This window comes from Janthinobacterium sp. BJB304, assembly GCF_002735765.1.
Taxonomy (GTDB): domain Bacteria; phylum Pseudomonadota; class Gammaproteobacteria; order Burkholderiales; family Burkholderiaceae_D; genus Janthinobacterium.
Genome location: NZ_PDZN01000002.1, coordinates 112,249 through 128,698 on the forward strand (window position 1 = coordinate 112,249; position 16,450 = coordinate 128,698).

Genomic DNA, 16,450 nt, shown 5'->3' on the forward strand with positions numbered 1-16,450 from the left:
TTTTTTGTCTGCAGAATTTGTGGACTTACTTGGCTTTCAGCAACGGCGCCAGCCGCGGCCAGATATTTTTCAAAATGGTCGGGTGCGCCTGCGCATTCGGGTGCATGCGGTCGGCCTGGAACAGCTGCGGCTGGTCGGCGATGCCCTCGAACATGAAGGGCACGAGCGGCGCCTTCCATTCCTTGGCCAGCTTGCCGTACACGCCATAAAACTGCTCGCCGTAAGCGCGGCCATAGTTGGGCGGCATGCGCATGCCCACCAGCACCACCTGCGCGCCCGATTTTTTTGCCGCTTCGCCCATGGCGCGCAGATTCGCTTCGGCGGCCGCCACGGGCAAGCCGCGCAAGCCGTCGTTGGCGCCCAGTTCGATCAGCACGACATCGGGCTGGTGCTTGGCCAGCAGGGCGGGCAGGCGCGCGCGGCCGCCGCTGGTGGTCTCGCCGCTGATGCTGGCGTTGACGATGCGCGTATCGTTCTTTTGCGCTTGCAGCCGCTGTTCCAGCAGCGCCACCCAGCCAGTACCGCGTGCCAGCCCATACTCGGCCGAGAGGCTATCGCCGAGCACCAGCAGCGTTTTTGGTGCAGAATAGGCGTTCGCCATGCCTGATACCAGCAGCAGCGCTGCCGCAGGAAGCAGGGACAGCGTGCGCCGCCGCATGCGGCTGCCGCCCTTGACACTTATTTGTTCACGAAATTTTTTAAGATAGATCAGCATGCCCGAATTCCCTAAAGCGACTTCCACCAGTTTTCTTCCGTCCGACGCGGCGGCCCAGCGGCCCGCCGCACTCAACAGTCAAAACAGCCAAAATGCCCGGCCGGCCATCGAAGTGGTCCAGCTGGCCAAGCGCGTACCCGATGCCGATGGTGAGCTGACCATCCTGCATCAGGTCGATTTTACCGTGCAAACGGCGGAGACGCTGGCCATCGTCGGCGCCTCCGGTTCCGGCAAGTCGACGTTGCTCGGCTTGCTGGCGGGACTGGACACGCCCAGCGACGGCAAGGTGGTGCTTGACGGCACCGATATCTTCGCCCTCGATGAAGACGGCCGCGCCGGTTTCCGCAAGGAAAAGCTCGGTTTCGTGTTCCAGTCGTTTCAGCTGCTGGCCCACCTGACGGCGCTGGAAAACGTCATGCTGCCGCTGGAATTGCGGGGCGACCCCGATGCGAAGGAAAAGGCGCAAGCCATGTTGGGCCGGGTGAACCTGGGCAGCCGCCTGAAGCACTATCCGAAATACCTGTCAGGCGGCGAGCAGCAGCGCGTGGCCCTGGCGCGCGCGTTTGTGACGGAGCCGCCGCTGCTGTTCGCCGACGAGCCGACGGGCAGCCTGGACGCCGCCACAGGCGAGGCCGTGATCCAGCTGATGTTCGAGCTGAACCGCGAACGGGGTTCGACCCTGGTGCTGGTCACGCACGACAGCTCGATCGCGGCCCGTTGCGGCCGCACCATCACGATTGCGGCGGGCAGGCTGGTGTGATTGCAGCGCGGTGGTGTTGGATTACGCTGCGCTAATCCAACCTACGGCTTGAGGATATCGGACGTCGGGTAGGTCGGATTAGCGGAACGCGTAATCCGACACCGTATACCTATGCCGACAAGGCATTGATCAACCTGCGTATCGCCGGGATCAATTCCCCCGCCGTCAGGCCGATGGGACCGCTGCCAGCCGCCACCAGCGCGTCCGCCGCCGCCCCGTGCAGCCAGACGGCGCCAAGCGCCGCTTCCCATTCCGTCCAGCCCTGGGCCAGCAGGCTGCCGCACAGGCCGGACAGCACGTCGCCCGTGCCGGCCGTCGCCAGGGCGGGGCCGCCCGTGTTGTTGACGACCACCTGGCCATCGGGCGCGGCGATCACCGTGCCCGACCCTTTCAATACGACGATCACGCCCAGTTGCGCCGCCAACTGGCGCGCCGCGCCCAGGCGGTCGGCCTGCACCTCGGCTACTGTCATGTCGAGCAGCCGGGCCGCTTCCAGCGGATGCGGCGTCAATATCGTCGCGCCCGCGCCAGTGCGCACGGCCAGCGCCGATTGCAGCTCCGGTTCGGCCGCCATCAGGTTCAGCGCGTCCGCGTCCAGCAGCAGCGGGCTGTCGCTGTCAATGGCACGCTGCAGCAGTTCCACCGTATCGGCGTCGTCGCCCAGGCCCGGCCCCGCCACCAGCGCGGCAAAGTGCAGGCCCGAGAAATCCACGTCCTGGGCGCGGCGGCACATCAGCTCCGGCTGGCCGCTGTCGAAGGCGGGTGGTGCATCGGGAAACGCGATATATACTCTTCCCGCGCCCGCATGCAGGGCCGTGCGGGCCGCCAGGATGGGCGCGCCGGCCATGCCTTGCGCGCCGCCGATGATGGCCACGCTGCCGTAGCTGCCCTTGTGCGTGTTCTGGCGCCGTGGTTGCAACTGGCGCGCGAACAGGTGCAGGCCGCCCAGCTGGGCCCTGGCTTCGGGCAGCAGCGATGGGTCGATGGCCAGCGCCGCCACTTCCACTTCGCCCGCATAGTCGCGGCCATTTGCCGTGTGCAGTCCCGGCTTGTCGCCGATGAAGGTGAGCGTGTGCGTGGCGCGGATGGCGACGCCGTCGATGGCGCCCGTGTCCGCATGCAGGCCGCTGGGCACGTCGAGGGCCAGCACGGGGCAATCGAGATTGTTGACCAGCTGCGCCATGTCGCGGCATTCGCCTTCCAGGGGGCGCGACGCGCCGATGCCGAACAGGCCATCGATGACCAGGTGCCACGGCGCGGCGCCCACGGCGGCCGAGGCCATGGACGTCGCCGCATCCATGAAGCGCGCGGCGCTGTTGCGGGCGCGGTTCAGGGCCTGTTCGCGTTCGGGCGACGTGGCCGCTGCTTCGGGCGCCAGCCATATCAGCACCTCGGTGCCACTGGCGGCCAGGTGCGCGGCCGCTTCCAGCGCGTCGCCGCCATTGTCGCCGGGGCCGGCCAGCACCAGCACGCGCCGGTGGCCCGCCTCGTCGCCATCCTCCTGGGCGTGCAGCAGCTTCAGGGCGGCGCTGGCGGCGGCCTGGCCCGCGCGCTGCATCAGCAGCCCTTGCGGCAGGTCGCGCAGGGCGGCTTGTTCGATGGCGCGCAGTTCGGCGATGGCGTACAGCGGTGTTGCGGAGTCGATCAGGGTCATGGCGCGTGTTCCGTTAGTCAGCATGCCTTCAACATAAGGCCGAAGCGGGCGAAAGGCAAGGCGCGCACGCCTGAAACGCGTCCCTGTTTGGCGGCTACAATAGCCATCTCACTTAAGACTGGGGGGCAGGACGATGGACTGGCAATTCTGGATCGACCGGGGCGGCACCTTTACGGACATCGTGGCGCGCCGTCCTGACGGCAGCCTCGCAACGCATAAACTGCTGTCGGAGAACCCGGGCCAGTACCGCGATGCGGCGCTGGCCGGCATGCGCCAGCTGATGGATCTTGCGCCCGGCGCGCCCTTGCCCGTCGAACAGGTGGGCGCCATCAAGATGGGCACGACGGTGGCGACAAACGCGCTGCTCGAACGCAAGGGCGAGCCCACCGTGCTGGCCATCACGCGCGGCTTTCGCGACGCCTTGCGCATCGCCTACCAGAACCGCCCGCAGCTGTTTGCGCGCCAGATCATCCTGCCGGAACTGCTGTATGGCGACGTGATCGAGATCAATGAAAGAGTGGGCGCCCACGGCGAGGTGGTCACGCCGCTCGACGAAGCGGCTGCCCGGGCCGCGCTCGCACACGCGCATGCGCGCGGCGTGCGCGCCATCGCCATCGTGCTGATGCACGGCTACCGCTACCACGCGCATGAGGCGCGGGTGGCGCAGCTGGCGCGCGATGCCGGTTTTACGCAGGTGTCCGTGTCGCACGAGGTCAGCCCCATGATGAAACTGGTGGCGCGCGGCGACACCACCGTCGTCGACGCCTACCTGTCGCCGATCCTGCGCCGCTACGTCGACCAGCTGGCGATGGAGCTGCCCGGCGTGCACCTGCAATTCATGCAATCGAACGGCGGCTTGACGGATGCGCGCGCCTTCCAGGGCAAGGACAGCATTTTGTCCGGCCCCGCCGGCGGCATCGTCGGCATGGTGCGCGCCAGCGCGCTGGCCGGCTTCGATAAAGTCATCGGCTTCGACATGGGCGGCACGTCCACCGACGTGTCCCATTACGCGGGCGAGTTCGAGCGCGTGTTCGAGACGCAGATCGCCGGCGTGCGCATGCGCGCCCCCATGATGAGCATCCACACGGTGGCGGCGGGCGGCGGCTCCATCCTGCATTTCGACGGCGCCCGCTACAAGGTGGGACCGGACAGCGCGGGCGCCAATCCCGGCCCCGCCAGCTACCGGCGCGGCGGCCCGCTGGCCGTCACCGACTGCAACGTTATGCTGGGCAAGCTGCAGCCCGCCTTCTTCCCCCGTGTCTTCGGCCCCGACGCGAACGAAGCGCTCGACGCGGCCACCGTGCGCGCCCAGTTCGAAGCGCTGGCGCGCACGGTGGACTCGACGCCGGAACAGGTGGCCGAAGGCTACGTCGCCATCGCCGTGGGCAATATGGCCAACGCCATCAAGCAGATTTCCGTGCAGCGGGGCCACGACGTCACCGACTATACGCTCACCAGCTTTGGCGGCGCGGGCGGCCAGCATGCCTGCCTCGTGGCCGATGCGCTGGGCATGCGCACGGTCTTCATCCACTGCCTGGCGGGCGTGATGTCGGCCTACGGCATGGGCCTGGCCGACCAGAGCGCGATGCGCGAACGGGCCATCGAGGCGGCCTTGGGCGTGGACCTGGCGCGCCATTTCGAGACCTTGGGCGCGCAGGCGCGCGACGATTTGCTGCGCCAGGGCGTGGAAGGGGAGCGCATCGCGCTCGTGCATCGCGTGCACCTGCGCTACGAAGGCACGGATACGGCCCTCGTCGTGCTGTTCGACACGGCCGCCGGCATGCAGGCGCAGTTCGAAGCGGCCTACAAAAAACGCTTTTCCTTTTTGATGCCGGCGCGCGCCCTGATCGTCGAAGCCATTTCCGTGGAAGCCATCGGCGCGTCCGATGCGCCGGAACCGGCCGCGCCCGCATTTGCGCCCCGTGAAGGCGCTCTGGCGCCCGTGCAGACGGTGGCCATGTACTGCGCTGGCGCCTGGCGCGACAGCGGCCTGTATGGGGCGGACAGCCTGCGTCCCGGCGATACTATTGACGGCCCGGCCATCGTCAGCGACGCCAACGCCACCACCGTCATCGAACCTGGCTGGCGCGCCGACGTGACGGCGCACGGCCATTTGATCTTGCGCAGAGTCGTCGCCGTGCCGGAACGTGTCGCCATCGGGACGAATGCCGACCCCGTGATGCTGGAAATTTTCAATAATCTGTTCATGTCGATCGCCGAGCAGATGGGACTGCGCCTGCAGAACACGGCCCATTCCGTCAACATCAAGGAGCGGCTCGATTTCAGCTGCGCCATCTTCGACGCCCAGGGTCACCTGATCGCCAACGCGCCGCACATGCCCGTGCACCTCGGTTCCATGGGCGAGAGCATCCGCACCGTCATGACGCGCAATGCGGGCGCCATGCGGCCCGGCGACGTCTTCATGCTGAACGACCCGTATCACGGCGGCACGCATTTGCCCGACGTGACGGTGATCTCGCCCGTCTTCGATGAAAAGGGGGAATCCATCCTGTTCTACGTGGGTTCGCGCGGCCACCATGCCGATATCGGCGGCACGACACCCGGCTCCATGCCGCCCGATTCCACGTGCATCGAGGAAGAGGGCGTCCTGATCGACAATTTCAAGCTGGTCGACGGCGCCACGGGCGTGATGCGCGAGGACGAAACCCTGGCCCTGCTGGCGGGCGCCAGCTGGCCCGCCCGCAATCCCCGGCAAAACCTGGCGGACCTGCGCGCCCAGGTGGCGGCCAATCAGAAGGGGGCCGACGAACTGCATAACATGGTCGCGCATTTCGGCTTGCCTGTCGTGCAAGCCTACATGGGCCACGTGCAGGACAACGCCGAGGAAGCCGTGCGGCGCGTGATCGGCACCCTGAAGGATGGCGCATACGCGCTGGACCTGGATAACGGCGCGCGCATCCAGGTGGCGATCAAGGTGGACGTGGCGCAGCGCAGCGCCGTCATCGACTTCACGGGGACGTCCGTCCAGCTGCCGAACAATTTCAATGCGCCGTCCGCCGTCTGCATGGCGGCCGTGCTGTACGTGTTCCGTACCCTGGTCGACGACGACATTCCGCTCAATGCGGGCTGCCTGAAGCCTTTGACCGTGATCATCCCGCCCGGCTCCATGCTCAATCCGCAGTATCCGGCTTCCGTCGTCTCGGGCAACGTGGAAACCTCGACCTGCATCACCAACGCCCTGTACGGCGTGCTGGCCGCCATGGCCGCCTCGCAGGGCACGATGAACAATTTCACGTTCGGCAGCGAGAAATATCAGTATTACGAGACGATATCGGGCGGCTCGGGCGCCGGTCCCGGCTTCGACGGCACGGACGTGGTGCAGACGAACATGACCAATTCGCGCCTGACAGACCCGGAAATCCTCGAGTGGCGCTTCCCCGTGCGCCTCGACAGCTACGGCATCCGCGCCGGTTCCGGCGGCGCGGGGCGCTGGCACGGCGGCAATGGCGGCGTGCGCCGGGTGCGCTTTCTGGAACCGATGACGGCGGCCATCCTGTCGAACAACCGCATTGTTCCGCCGTTCGGCATGGACGGCGGCGCGCCAGGCGCGCTGGGGCGCAACTACGTCGAGCGCGCGGACGGCACGGTGGAGCAGCTGGCGCATATCGGCAAGACCGCCATGCTTCCTGGCGACGTGTTCGTCATCGAGACGCCGGGCGGCGGCGGTTACGGCAAGACGGAATAGGCCAGGTCAGCGCTGGCACTGGCTCCGCTCAGCTGCGCGCGCACCTGACCCACATCGCGCATGGGCGCGCGGCCGAACTGACGGCTGTATTCGCGGCTGAACTGCGACTCGCTGGCGTAGCCGACGCGGTAGCCGGCCGCGCCCGCGTCGATCTGCTCGACCAGCATGAGGCGCCGCGCCTCCTGCAGGCGCAGCAGCTTCTGGTACTGCATCGGCGTCATGGCCGTAATCGCCTTGAAGTGGTGGTGCAGCGAGGACATGCTCATGTTCGCCATGCCGGCCAGGTGCTCGATGCGCAGCGGCTGCGCGTAATGGTGCTTGATCCAGTCGATGGCTTGCGCCACCTGGTGCGACTGGCTGCTGGCCAGCGCCATGTGGCGCAGGCGCGCGCCGACGGGACCGTTCAGTAGGCGGTAGGTCAGTTCGCGGCGGATCAGGGGCGCCAGCGTGGCGATGTCCCCCGGTTTGTCCAGCAGGCGCACGAGGCGCAGCATGGCGTCGAGCAGGTCTGGCGAGACATCGCTGACGGAAATGCCGCGCGTGACGGGCAGGATTTTCTGCTGCGCCGCGCCAGTTGCGCCGCTGGCGCTTTCGCTGTCGAGCAGCGCCGCCACGTCGGCGATGTCGATGCCCAGCACCACGCACAGGTGCGGTTTATCCTCGCTCGCTTCCACCACGCGCACCTGCACCGGCAGGTCGACGGACGTCAGCAGGTACTGCATGCGGCTGTAATGGAAGGTTTCTGTGCCCAAAGTGACGTCCTTCGCGCCCTGCGCGATGATCGCTACGCTGGGGCGCGCCGCATGGAACAGCGATTCGGTGACGGACGACTGGCGGTGGAAAGTGAGGTTGCCGATGGCCGTCGTGAAGTCGCCCGTGCGCGGCGCGTGGCGGCTGATCAGGGCGGCGATTTCGTCTTGCGGGGGGAGCTGTGTGGACATGGGGGCGAGTATGCATCAGGCGGGGAAGGGCAGGGGTTGATCTTACGCAGATTTGGAGGATCGTGCAAAGGTCTTGCAGGATCGCGGTAACGCGCACGGCGCATTTGCCGCAGACTAGCGCCATCGCATGCAAGACACGCGTCTCCCCCCGTCACACATTACAGATACAGGAGTTTTCATGACCACCATCGCCAAAGGCTACGCCGCACTGGGCCCGACTTCCGCACTGCAACCGTTCACGTTCGAGCGCCGCACCCCGCGCGAAGACGACGTGGCCATCTCGATCAAATACTGCGGCGTGTGCCATTCCGACATCCACCAGGCGCGCGACGAATGGGGCGGCGCTGCCTTCCCCATGGTGCCCGGCCATGAAATCGCCGGCGTCGTTACGGCCGTCGGCGCCAATGTGAGCAAGTTCAAGGTGGGCGACCACGTGGGCGTGGGCTGCTTCGTCGATTCCTGCACCACCTGCAAGACGCGCAACGTGGACCTGGAACAGTATATGCCAGGCCTGATCCAGACCTACAACGGCCTGGAAGCGGACGGCAAGACGGCCACGCAGGGCGGCTACTCGGACAGCATCGTCGTCAAGGAAGGCTATGTGCTGTCGATTCCCGACAACCTGCCGCTGGACGCGGCCGCGCCGCTGCTGTGCGCCGGCATCACCCTGTATTCGCCGCTGAACCACTGGAAGGCCGGCCCCGGCAAGCAGGTCGCCATCCTGGGCATGGGCGGCCTTGGCCACATGGGCGTCAAGATCGCCCACGCCATGGGCGCCGAAGTGACGGTGCTGAGCCAGACCCTGTCGAAGCGCGAAGACGGCCTGCGCCTGGGCGCCGACCATTACTACGCCACCAACGACGCGGAAACGTTCAGCAAGCTGGCCGGCACCTTCGATCTGATCATTTGCACGGTGGGCGCGGCCATCGACTGGAACCAGTACATCAATCTGCTGAAAGTCGATGGCAACATGGTCATCGTCGGCATCCCGGACGGCGCCGTGCCGCCCGTGAACGCCTTCGGCCTGGTGGGCGCGCGCCGCAGCCTGTCCGGCTCCATGATCGGCTCGATCAAGGAAACCCAGGAAATGCTGGACTTCTGCGGCAAGCACAATATCGTGTCCGACATCGAGATCATCCGCATCCAGGATATCAATGAGGCGTTCGAGCGCGTGGTCAAGAGCGACGTCAGGTATCGTTTTGTGATCGACATGGCATCCCTGTAACACCCGGCGCGCCCGTGTTTGTTGGATTACGCGCTTTGCGCTAATCCAACCTACGCATGTCCAGCATTCCGGTAGGTCGGATTAGCGGGGCCGCCGAGGCGCGCAAGCGCGTAATCCGACAACCCCGCCAACTCCCCACCCCGCCCAAAATCAAGCTCCCGCGTCAATTTTTCTTTCCTTGTGTCAAAAATCGGCATAAAATGAAACCGTACAGTACAGTTTCACTGCGTAGATTTAAAAAACCAGCCATCCCCGGCGTGCTTGCCTGGGCAGGGGAGGCGTCATGGATAAAAAATGGACACTTCAGTAAATAAAGGAGCGCCGGCGATCCCGGTGGTCTTCAGGGGCAAGCGGCTTGCCCTGACGGTTTTCGGCATCTTTCTTGGATTTTCCGGCCTGGCCCTGGCGGCGGGCGGCATCGAACTCATCACCCTTGGCGGTTCCTGGTATTACCTGCCTGCCGGCCTGGGCCTCATCCTCGCCGGCGTGCTATATCTGCGCCGCAAACCGCTGGCCAGTGCCGTCGTCGCCACGCTGGTCGTCGCGACACTGATCTGGGCCGTGTGGGAAATCGGCTTCGCCTTCTGGCCCATGGTGCCGCGCCTGGCGCCGTTCCTCGTCATCGGCCTGGTGGCCGCCTTGCTGCACCCGTGGCTGGCCGGGCGTGCTCACGGTGGCCAGTCGCGCGGTTTCGCGGCCCTGCTTGCCGTCGTGCTGGCGGCTGGTTTCGCCTCGATGTTCAAGCCGCATGGCGTGACGGAGGCGGGCGCGCAGCCGCAGCAGGATGCGGTGGCGGCAATCAATGACGGCAGCGCCAACTGGGCCCATTACGGCTATGGACCGCAGGGCACGCGCTTTGCCCCGTACACGCAGATCGACAGGCAGAATATCGACCAGTTGCAGGTGGCGTGGACATACCGCTCGGGCGAACTGGCCGAAGGGGCGTCCGAATCGCAGAACACGCCGCTGCAGATCGGCGACACCATCTACACGTGCACGCCGACGAGCAAGGTCATTGCGCTCGACGCGGACACGGGCAAGGAGCGCTGGACCTTCGATCCGAAGCCGGCCAACACGAAGACGTGGAACCGCTGCCGCGGCGTCGGCTACTACGAGCCGGCCAAGGTGACAAAACCATTTCATTTCGACGGCATGCAGGCGGCCAGCGCGCCGGTGGCGGGCGCATGCGCGAAGCGCATCGTGCAGGTGACCATGGATGCGCGCCTGATCGAGATCGACGCGCAGACGGGCAAGCAGTGCGAGGGTTTTGGCGACAAGGGCTCCGTTGATCTGACGGTTGGCCTGGGCAAGGTCAAGATGAACGTGCCGTACTACGCCTACACGTCCGCGCCCACGGTGGCGCGCAACCTGATCATCCTCGGCGGCTGGGTCTTCGACGGCCGCTCCACCGATGAACCGTCGGGCGTCGTGCGCGCCTACAGCGCCGACACGGGGGAGCTGGTGTGGGCCTGGGACCTGGGCAATCCGGCCATCACCAAACTGCCGCCGGAAGGGCAGACCTACACGCGCAGCACGCCGAACATGTGGTCGGCGCCCGCGTTCGATGATGCGCTGGGCCTGGTCTACCTGCCGACGGGGAACGAGCAGCCGGACTTCTGGGGCGGCAAGCGCCCGCCGCTGACGGAGAAGTATTCGTCGGCCATCGTCGCCCTCGACATGGCCACGGGCCGCGAGCGCTGGACGTATCAAACCGTTCACCACGATATCTGGGATTACGACGTGGCCGCGCAGCCCGCCCTGTACGACGTCCCGGACGGCAAGGGTGGAAAAATACCCGCGCTGGTGCAGCTGACCAAGCGTGGCCAGATCTTCATGCTGGACCGCCGCACAGGCAAGCCGATTGCGGACGTGGTGGAAAAGCCCGTGCCGCAGGAGCATGCGGCCGGCGACTGGGTATCCAAAACGCAGCCATATTCGACCGGCATGCCGGCCCTCGGCGCGGAAACGCTGACGGAGCGCGACATGTGGGGTGCCACCTTCTTCGACCAGCTGGCTTGCCGCATCAGCTTCCGCAAGCTCAATTACAAAGGGGAGTTCACGGCGCCAAGCACGCAAGAGACCTTGATTTATCCAGGCTACTACGGCGGCTTCAACTGGGGCGGCGCGGCCGTCGATGAAAGCAACGGCTATATGTTCGTCAACGATATCCGCATGCCGCAGGTGGTCAGGCTGGTGCCGCGCGAAACGGTGGACGTGGCCAAGCTGACGTCGGGCCACGGCGTGGGCAGCACCTATCCGATGGATGGCACGCCGTTCGTCATCGACCACAAGGCCTTCAATTCGCCGCTGGGCATACCGTGCCAAAGCCCGCCCTGGGGCGTGTTCGCCGCCATCGACCTGAAAACGCGCACGAAAGTGTGGGAGCGCCCGGCCGGCACGGTGCGCGATGCCGTCATCCACGGCGTGCGCGCAAGCCTGCCCATCCCGCTGGGCATGCCGACACTGGGCGGCGGCGTCAGTACGGCGTCCGGCCTGGTGTTTTATGCGGGCACGCAGGATTACTATTTGCGCGCCATGGATATCGCCACCGGCCATGAAGTGTGGAAGGCGCGCATGCCCGTCGGTTCGCAAGGCACGCCGATGACGTATGTGTCGCCCAGGTCGGGCCGCCAGTACGTCGTGGTGGTCGCGGGCGGCGCCCGCCAGAGCCCGGACCGGGGGGATTACGTGATAGCATACGCGCTTCCCAAGACACAGTAAGAGTTTGCTTCATGCCCCAGTTGCGCACCGTTCCCGCTTCCCCGAGTACCCGAAGCGAGGAGCGGCGGCGCAAGCTGCTGGTGGCGGCGGCGGACCTCTTCCTCGCCTCCGGCTACGACGGCGTCAGCATGGACGCCATCGTGGCCGAGGCGGGCGGCTCGAAAGCCACCGCCTACCGCTACTTCGGCAGCAAGCAGGAATTGCTGGTGGCCGTGGTCGAGTACCTGTGCGCCGACTTCATCATCGCGCTGCGCCAGCTCGATACGTCGCAGGCGGGCCTGGAGCAGGGTTTGCAGCTGATCCTCGATGAACTGGTGGCGGTCGTCACCAGCCCCCGCCATGTGGATTTCTACCGCCTCGTCGTCACGGGCGCGGCCGCCGTGCCGGCCGTGGGCCAGACCTGGTACGAGCACGGCCCGCAAGTGTGGCACGCCCTGATCCTGCGCCTGCTGGAGCAGCAGCGCACGCAGGGCCGCATCGCGCCCGACACCTCGTTTTCCAATCTGCCGCAAATCTTGTTCGACGCCGTCTTCTCGCACCTGACCACGCGCACCGTGATGCTGGGGCAGGGCGGCGATGCCGCCACGTTCCGGCCCTTGATCGCGGAGCTGATCGAGCTGGTGGTGGCGAGGGTGGAGCGCAGGTAAGCAGCGAAAAGAGACTTGAGCCCATCGGGCAGCATGCTTTTGCCATAGCATCACTCCTGCCAAGAACCCGCCGGTCATCCTGTCGCTGACTGTCGTGTCGCTGACTGCCGTGTACGTCCGCTATCGCCCCAAAGCAGCCGTTATACGCGAATGCGTGATCAAGACTAGAAATAGCTGCGTAAGTTCGCTTTTGAATTGATTTATACTATTTATCATATTGCATGACGATGAACTTCGCACGCTCATACAATTCGTCAAAGGTGAAAATTTCGGGGCTGGTAGTGTTCTGCCTGAATAGCTCAAAGGAGCGATATCGTTCTTCGCTTACCCCTTTGTCGGTGCTGAACTCTTGCAAGCTGCCGATGACCATAAATGCTTTTGGTGTGTAGTTGTACGCTACTTCGCCGGTAGGATCGCCATTATCGTCATTCATTGCCAGCTTGTGACGCAGCGTGTCACTTGCCATTGCGACAGTGCCTTGAACTTGCGAAACACCTCCTGCAAGGTCTTCGGATGGTGCCCAGCAACCTCCACGGTACGCGGTCTTCTGTAACAGGGGTGTCTTATGGGTTTTAATCTCTGCAAAGCACAGGCTAGAGATGGCGCCTCGTGTTCGCAAAAGTGCGTCCACCCGCTTGCCATGATGGGCGACGGTAAATCCTTGGACGTACTGCTCCAGCTTGTTGTCGTCCAGTGAGGATAGATACAGATAGCTCAAGCCGTAACCAAAAATCCAGGGATTTTTCTCAAAATATTTTTGCCAAACCGCCTCGTCTTTGCACCCTTTCTGCTTTTTGACCTCTTCAAAGTAGCCGGGATCTTCCAGCAGGCGCTTGAACGTTTGCAGTTGCCTCTTTCTATAGCCCACGGCAATGACGTCGTCTTTCGTGATTGCTGATCTAATGACCTCAGCAAAAAGCTCTTGGTTGTCCTTGTACAGCGACTCTGCTTGTGTGCTTGAAAGGATCAGACGCCTCAAGGCTTCGTCTGTGATTTTCTTTGGGCCATTCCCCTCAAGCGGCATGGCTTGAATATGGTGAAGGAATTCCACGAGCTTGCCAATCTCTTCACCTATGAAGGAGAAGCTGGCATTGTGAGGCTTGTCTGTGGCGACGGTGTAGCCCTGAATACTTAGGACAAACATCTTCCTGTCGTCTTCAAAAAACTTCGCAGTAATACAGCTTTTTGCATCTTCCTTATGGCGAAGAACAACTTCGTCTTTAACGTGGGCGAAAGCGTAGCTGACAGGACTTTCAATCAGTTTGGTCGCTATTCGTACCATTCGGCTCTTATCATCGAAGTCGGGAAGGCCAGGGCTTATGTAGGTCTTGCCAGGCTCGGGGTCTAGATAGCTGTCCATATCGTCACTTTCAGATTTATTTTTGTTGCCTCTTGTTGCTCAATCTTAGATTGCTTGAAGTTGTGGCGGTGTGAATGACAATCATTGATTCCGAAAGGCTACTTCTGGCCGAACGCGGCCGAACAGGTGAGGATAGCATCTTGCCTTCGTGCAAAGCTCACGGTTTGTCACCATGAGGCAGAAGCCGCCCCATTGCAGACGTTGCAGTAGCTGAGCCGTAGCTTCGATAGCTTGCCTTAGAGTGCTTAAGGGGTCTCGGACTTGAGCGCCGGATGTGCAGCGAACTCTTCTGGATACCATTTCTCAAGCAACGCAAGCGTAAGCTCCCCAATCGACTGCGCAGCCTTCTCGCGACCTTTGCCTGCCAGTTCTGTAAGTGGCAATTCCATTTCAAGCGGATGCTGTCGATTTGCGTCTCGCTGATGAGTTATGACAAGTTCGCCAGCTTGGTTAATGCAGAACGCTAGGTATGGATGATGCATGTTATTGCTTCCGTGGCAGGCTAATCTTAACCCGTGGTTGTCTTGAAACTGCGCCCTGAGTCTGGACGTCCGCTTTTGGCCGATTTTACGCGGTCGCACGGCCGGTGCCATTGGTACTTGGCGCCATGAATCCGCCACCTCTCTAAGGCCGCTACGATAGCAATGCTTCGTATGCACAAGCCTCTGGTTACTGCTGTTACACGTAGTACGGCAGCCTCTCCTATGGCGTCAACTCGCTCGACTTTGCCCGCAACCGCGCAGCGTGCCCAAGATCGGTGCTCTCCGCTGCTAATTTTTCAAGCGCCAATTTGTGTGCTGTCACGAGTGTTTGGCTAATTGGCACGTTAATATCGGGCGTGACGCCAACGCCTTCCCAGTTAGTCTTCGTAATGGGATTGATGGCGCGTCCATTGGGGATGAATGCGACGAAGTATGGACTTAGTTCTCGCATACGCCCCGGATTGGCACCTCCGCCAGTCACTTCCCCCACCAGCGTCGCACGCCTCAGTTGCTGGAGGTTGTAGCTGAACTCCTCTCCGGCAGAGAAAGTACGCGGACCGGTCAGCACGTAGACCGCTTTCTGTTGACCGTAGTGCTTTCCTGGAACGTTAGTATCAGTCCAGAACTCAACAATGCGGTCGCCATCGCGCCAATACAGATCATTCAGATGGGTGCGCTGGTCGAACAAGTAGCTGCTCAGAAAGGCGACGCCAGCCGGGTCCCCGCCGCCATTGTTGCGTACATCGACAATGGGAGCATCGCAGTCTGCCAGCTGCATCATTGCCGCCGTGATCGCCGGCGCAGCCTCACTAACGCGGTCAAAGCCGTGTACGTCGAGATAGCCTACGTTGCCTGCGAGAATCTCAATCTTCGCGATGCCATAGCCACGAGCAACCATCTGCTTGAGCATTTCTTCCCGTTGCTCCGGCGCCGGCGAACTTGCGATAGAGCGCGGTGTTTCACGGGCTTTCACACGCAGATGCTTATCGTGACCAGCCTCACGGAGGTCAGCGGTAAGCACGTTGGCAAATACTTCCGCATCAGTGATGCTGTCGTAGCCGCCGTGCTTTTGCTTCGCACGCAAAGTCGTACTGATTCTTCCCGCCACTTCTGGGAACACGTAATAGTCATTCAACTGCTGAGCAACACGTCGATGACCCTCTGGCGTACGGTGGCATCGATGGAGAGAGCTTCTGCATGAGCGGCCACCTGTAAAAAACAAATAGCGAGCAAAGAAGCCGCTGCAGCGTGGAACCGTGCCATCGATATTTCCTCGAATTTGATAGTACATCGGTTGAATGGAAAACTATATTCCATTGAGGACAGTTTGATCTGACGGCCGCCGCCGCACTGACGCTATCACTTGCGCAAACTTGGACGGCCGCTTCTGGCCGCCAGCGGCCCACGAGCATAACGAATTATCAAGCGAGAAAAGTCACGCATTGTCACCTCAACGTGAATGGCCGTTTGTGGCGGCGGATTCTATCGGTGGTCGCAGCACCTTGGAGTACGCTAAAGTCAAGCGGCCAGCGCAAGCTTCTGCTTGGGCCAGACGCCAGACGCCATGTCGCGCCGATTCTGATGGCAACTGCATCATCAGCATGCAAAATCGCCGGTCCCATCGAGCGCTCCCGGCAGAAGATGGGCCAGGCTGTTGTCGCCAACTGTGACGTTATCACGCGCAGAAGCAGGCGCTCTGCCGCGGCTGCTCCGGCCGGGGCGATGGACTCGTTCCGCCCCCGGGTCGCGTTGCACCAGGGGCGAATGATATAGTGGCGGAAATGTATACACTGAAAGAAACTACCATGAAAAACGATGCAAGCACTCGCCCGCAAGCCAGCCAGGCACCTGCCAGGCTTAGCAAAGGGGACTTCGTCACCGCACTGCGCAAGCAGCTGCAAGAAGAAGGAAAGGCCGGCAAGTCCAGCGTGGACGTACGCGCTGCGACCCTGCACACGGACGTTGGCGTGTATCCGGCGCGCGGCCACTCGATGCCGACCTGTTGCACGGTGATGTATGAAGAGATGCAGCCCGGTGACGAGATTCTGCTGACGCCATCCGGCGGCAAGGGACCGACGCTGCTGGTACGGTATAAACTCCCGCGCTGATCGAACCTTGCCCTGCGCCGTGAACAGGTGTTCACGGCACCGCTCTGGCTTGCGGCGGCGAGTGGCGGACATTGGCACAGCAGTTGTTGACCATCCATTTCACATGCGGCTGGCGCTGGCAGCACCATCCA

At 63.3% G+C, this 16,450-nt stretch carries 12 protein-coding genes; 6 read left to right on the top strand and 6 right to left on the bottom strand.

Annotated features, from left to right (window positions below):
- Positions 1 to 25: 25 nt before the first annotated feature.
- On the bottom strand, positions 26 to 715 hold the full coding sequence (locus CSQ95_RS02525) for an arylesterase (RefSeq protein ID WP_099408338.1): 690 nt from the start codon (positions 713 to 715) through the stop codon (positions 26 to 28).
- Between CSQ95_RS02525 and CSQ95_RS02530 the strand changes: the two genes are divergently transcribed.
- Positions 714 to 1,475, top strand: coding sequence for an ABC transporter ATP-binding protein (locus CSQ95_RS02530; RefSeq protein WP_373631156.1), 762 nt, complete (start codon positions 714 to 716; stop codon positions 1,473 to 1,475). The genes CSQ95_RS02525 and CSQ95_RS02530 overlap by 2 nt on opposite strands.
- 109 nt (positions 1,476 to 1,584) lie before the next feature.
- Here CSQ95_RS02530 and CSQ95_RS02535 read toward each other — a convergent pair whose 3' ends face one another.
- The gene (locus CSQ95_RS02535; protein WP_099408339.1) at positions 1,585 to 3,129 is read right to left on the bottom strand and encodes an NAD(P)H-hydrate dehydratase; all 1,545 of its coding nucleotides are present in this window, start codon (positions 3,127 to 3,129) and stop codon (positions 1,585 to 1,587) included.
- A 133-nt stretch (positions 3,130 to 3,262) separates the two neighbouring features.
- On the opposite strand from CSQ95_RS02535, the gene CSQ95_RS02540 reads away from it, so the two are divergent.
- A complete protein-coding gene (locus CSQ95_RS02540; protein WP_099408340.1) occupies positions 3,263 to 6,835 on the top strand; it encodes a hydantoinase B/oxoprolinase family protein in 3,573 nt (1,190 codons plus the stop codon).
- On the opposite strand, the gene CSQ95_RS02545 is transcribed toward CSQ95_RS02540, so the two are convergent.
- Positions 6,817 to 7,776, bottom strand: a complete 960-nt coding sequence (locus CSQ95_RS02545) for an AraC family transcriptional regulator (RefSeq protein ID WP_099408341.1) — start codon at positions 7,774 to 7,776, stop codon at positions 6,817 to 6,819. The two genes, CSQ95_RS02540 and CSQ95_RS02545, sit on opposite strands and share 19 nt — an antisense overlap.
- A 178-nt stretch (positions 7,777 to 7,954) precedes the next feature.
- Here CSQ95_RS02545 and CSQ95_RS02550 point away from each other — a divergent pair, with 178 nt between their 5' ends.
- The 3 genes from CSQ95_RS02550 (at position 7,955) to CSQ95_RS02560 (ending at position 12,369) form a co-directional block, all read left to right on the top strand.
- Positions 7,955 to 9,001 (top strand): NAD(P)-dependent alcohol dehydrogenase, encoded by a 1,047-nt coding sequence (locus CSQ95_RS02550; RefSeq protein ID WP_099408342.1) that lies wholly within the window; start codon positions 7,955 to 7,957, stop codon positions 8,999 to 9,001.
- Between the two features lie 294 nt (positions 9,002 to 9,295).
- Entirely contained in the window at positions 9,296 to 11,722 is a 2,427-nt protein-coding gene (locus CSQ95_RS02555) for a membrane-bound PQQ-dependent dehydrogenase, glucose/quinate/shikimate family (protein WP_099408343.1), read from the top strand.
- A gap of 11 nt (positions 11,723 to 11,733) precedes the next feature.
- Positions 11,734 to 12,369 (top strand): TetR/AcrR family transcriptional regulator, encoded by a 636-nt coding sequence (locus CSQ95_RS02560; RefSeq protein WP_071650149.1) that lies wholly within the window; start codon positions 11,734 to 11,736, stop codon positions 12,367 to 12,369.
- A 205-nt stretch (positions 12,370 to 12,574) separates the two neighbouring features.
- Here CSQ95_RS02560 and CSQ95_RS02565 read toward each other — a convergent pair whose 3' ends face one another.
- From CSQ95_RS02565 to CSQ95_RS02575, 3 genes are all read right to left on the bottom strand, one after another.
- Positions 12,575 to 13,729 (bottom strand): Shedu immune nuclease family protein, encoded by a 1,155-nt coding sequence (locus tag CSQ95_RS02565; RefSeq protein ID WP_099408344.1) that lies wholly within the window; start codon positions 13,727 to 13,729, stop codon positions 12,575 to 12,577.
- Positions 13,730 to 13,974: 245 nt separating this feature from the next.
- A complete protein-coding gene (locus tag CSQ95_RS28955; RefSeq protein WP_139842495.1) occupies positions 13,975 to 14,211 on the bottom strand; it encodes a hypothetical protein in 237 nt (78 codons plus the stop codon).
- 220 nt (positions 14,212 to 14,431) lie between these two features.
- Complete coding sequence (locus CSQ95_RS02575) at positions 14,432 to 15,502, bottom strand: S41 family peptidase (protein ID WP_099408345.1); 1,071 nt, start codon at positions 15,500 to 15,502, stop codon at positions 14,432 to 14,434.
- Positions 15,503 to 16,016: 514 nt separating this feature from the next.
- Here CSQ95_RS02575 and CSQ95_RS02580 point away from each other — a divergent pair.
- Positions 16,017 to 16,319, top strand: a complete 303-nt coding sequence (locus CSQ95_RS02580) for an HNH endonuclease (protein WP_099408572.1) — start codon at positions 16,017 to 16,019, stop codon at positions 16,317 to 16,319.
- Positions 16,320 to 16,450: the final 131 nt, after the last annotated feature.

Excerpts from the sequence above, each read along its gene's own strand:
- CSQ95_RS02530 (WP_373631156.1), top strand. The coding sequence starts at position 714 with ATGCCCGAATTCCCTAAAGCGACTTCCACCAGTTTTCTTCCGTCCGAC.
- CSQ95_RS02525 (WP_099408338.1), bottom strand. The coding sequence starts at position 715 with ATGCTGATCTATCTTAAAAAATTTCGTGAACAAATAAGTGTCAAGGGC.
- CSQ95_RS02535 (WP_099408339.1), bottom strand. The coding sequence starts at position 3,129 with ATGACCCTGATCGACTCCGCAACACCGCTGTACGCCATCGCCGAACTG.
- CSQ95_RS02540 (WP_099408340.1), top strand. The coding sequence starts at position 3,263 with ATGGACTGGCAATTCTGGATCGACCGGGGCGGCACCTTTACGGACATC.
- CSQ95_RS02545 (WP_099408341.1), bottom strand. The coding sequence starts at position 7,776 with ATGTCCACACAGCTCCCCCCGCAAGACGAAATCGCCGCCCTGATCAGC.
- CSQ95_RS02550 (WP_099408342.1), top strand. The coding sequence starts at position 7,955 with ATGACCACCATCGCCAAAGGCTACGCCGCACTGGGCCCGACTTCCGCA.
- CSQ95_RS02555 (WP_099408343.1), top strand. The coding sequence starts at position 9,296 with ATGGACACTTCAGTAAATAAAGGAGCGCCGGCGATCCCGGTGGTCTTC.
- CSQ95_RS02560 (WP_071650149.1), top strand. The coding sequence starts at position 11,734 with ATGCCCCAGTTGCGCACCGTTCCCGCTTCCCCGAGTACCCGAAGCGAG.
- CSQ95_RS02565 (WP_099408344.1), bottom strand. The coding sequence starts at position 13,729 with ATGGACAGCTATCTAGACCCCGAGCCTGGCAAGACCTACATAAGCCCT.
- CSQ95_RS28955 (WP_139842495.1), bottom strand. The coding sequence starts at position 14,211 with ATGCATCATCCATACCTAGCGTTCTGCATTAACCAAGCTGGCGAACTT.
- CSQ95_RS02575 (WP_099408345.1), bottom strand. The coding sequence starts at position 15,502 with ATGTACTATCAAATTCGAGGAAATATCGATGGCACGGTTCCACGCTGC.
- CSQ95_RS02580 (WP_099408572.1), top strand. The coding sequence starts at position 16,017 with ATGAAAAACGATGCAAGCACTCGCCCGCAAGCCAGCCAGGCACCTGCC.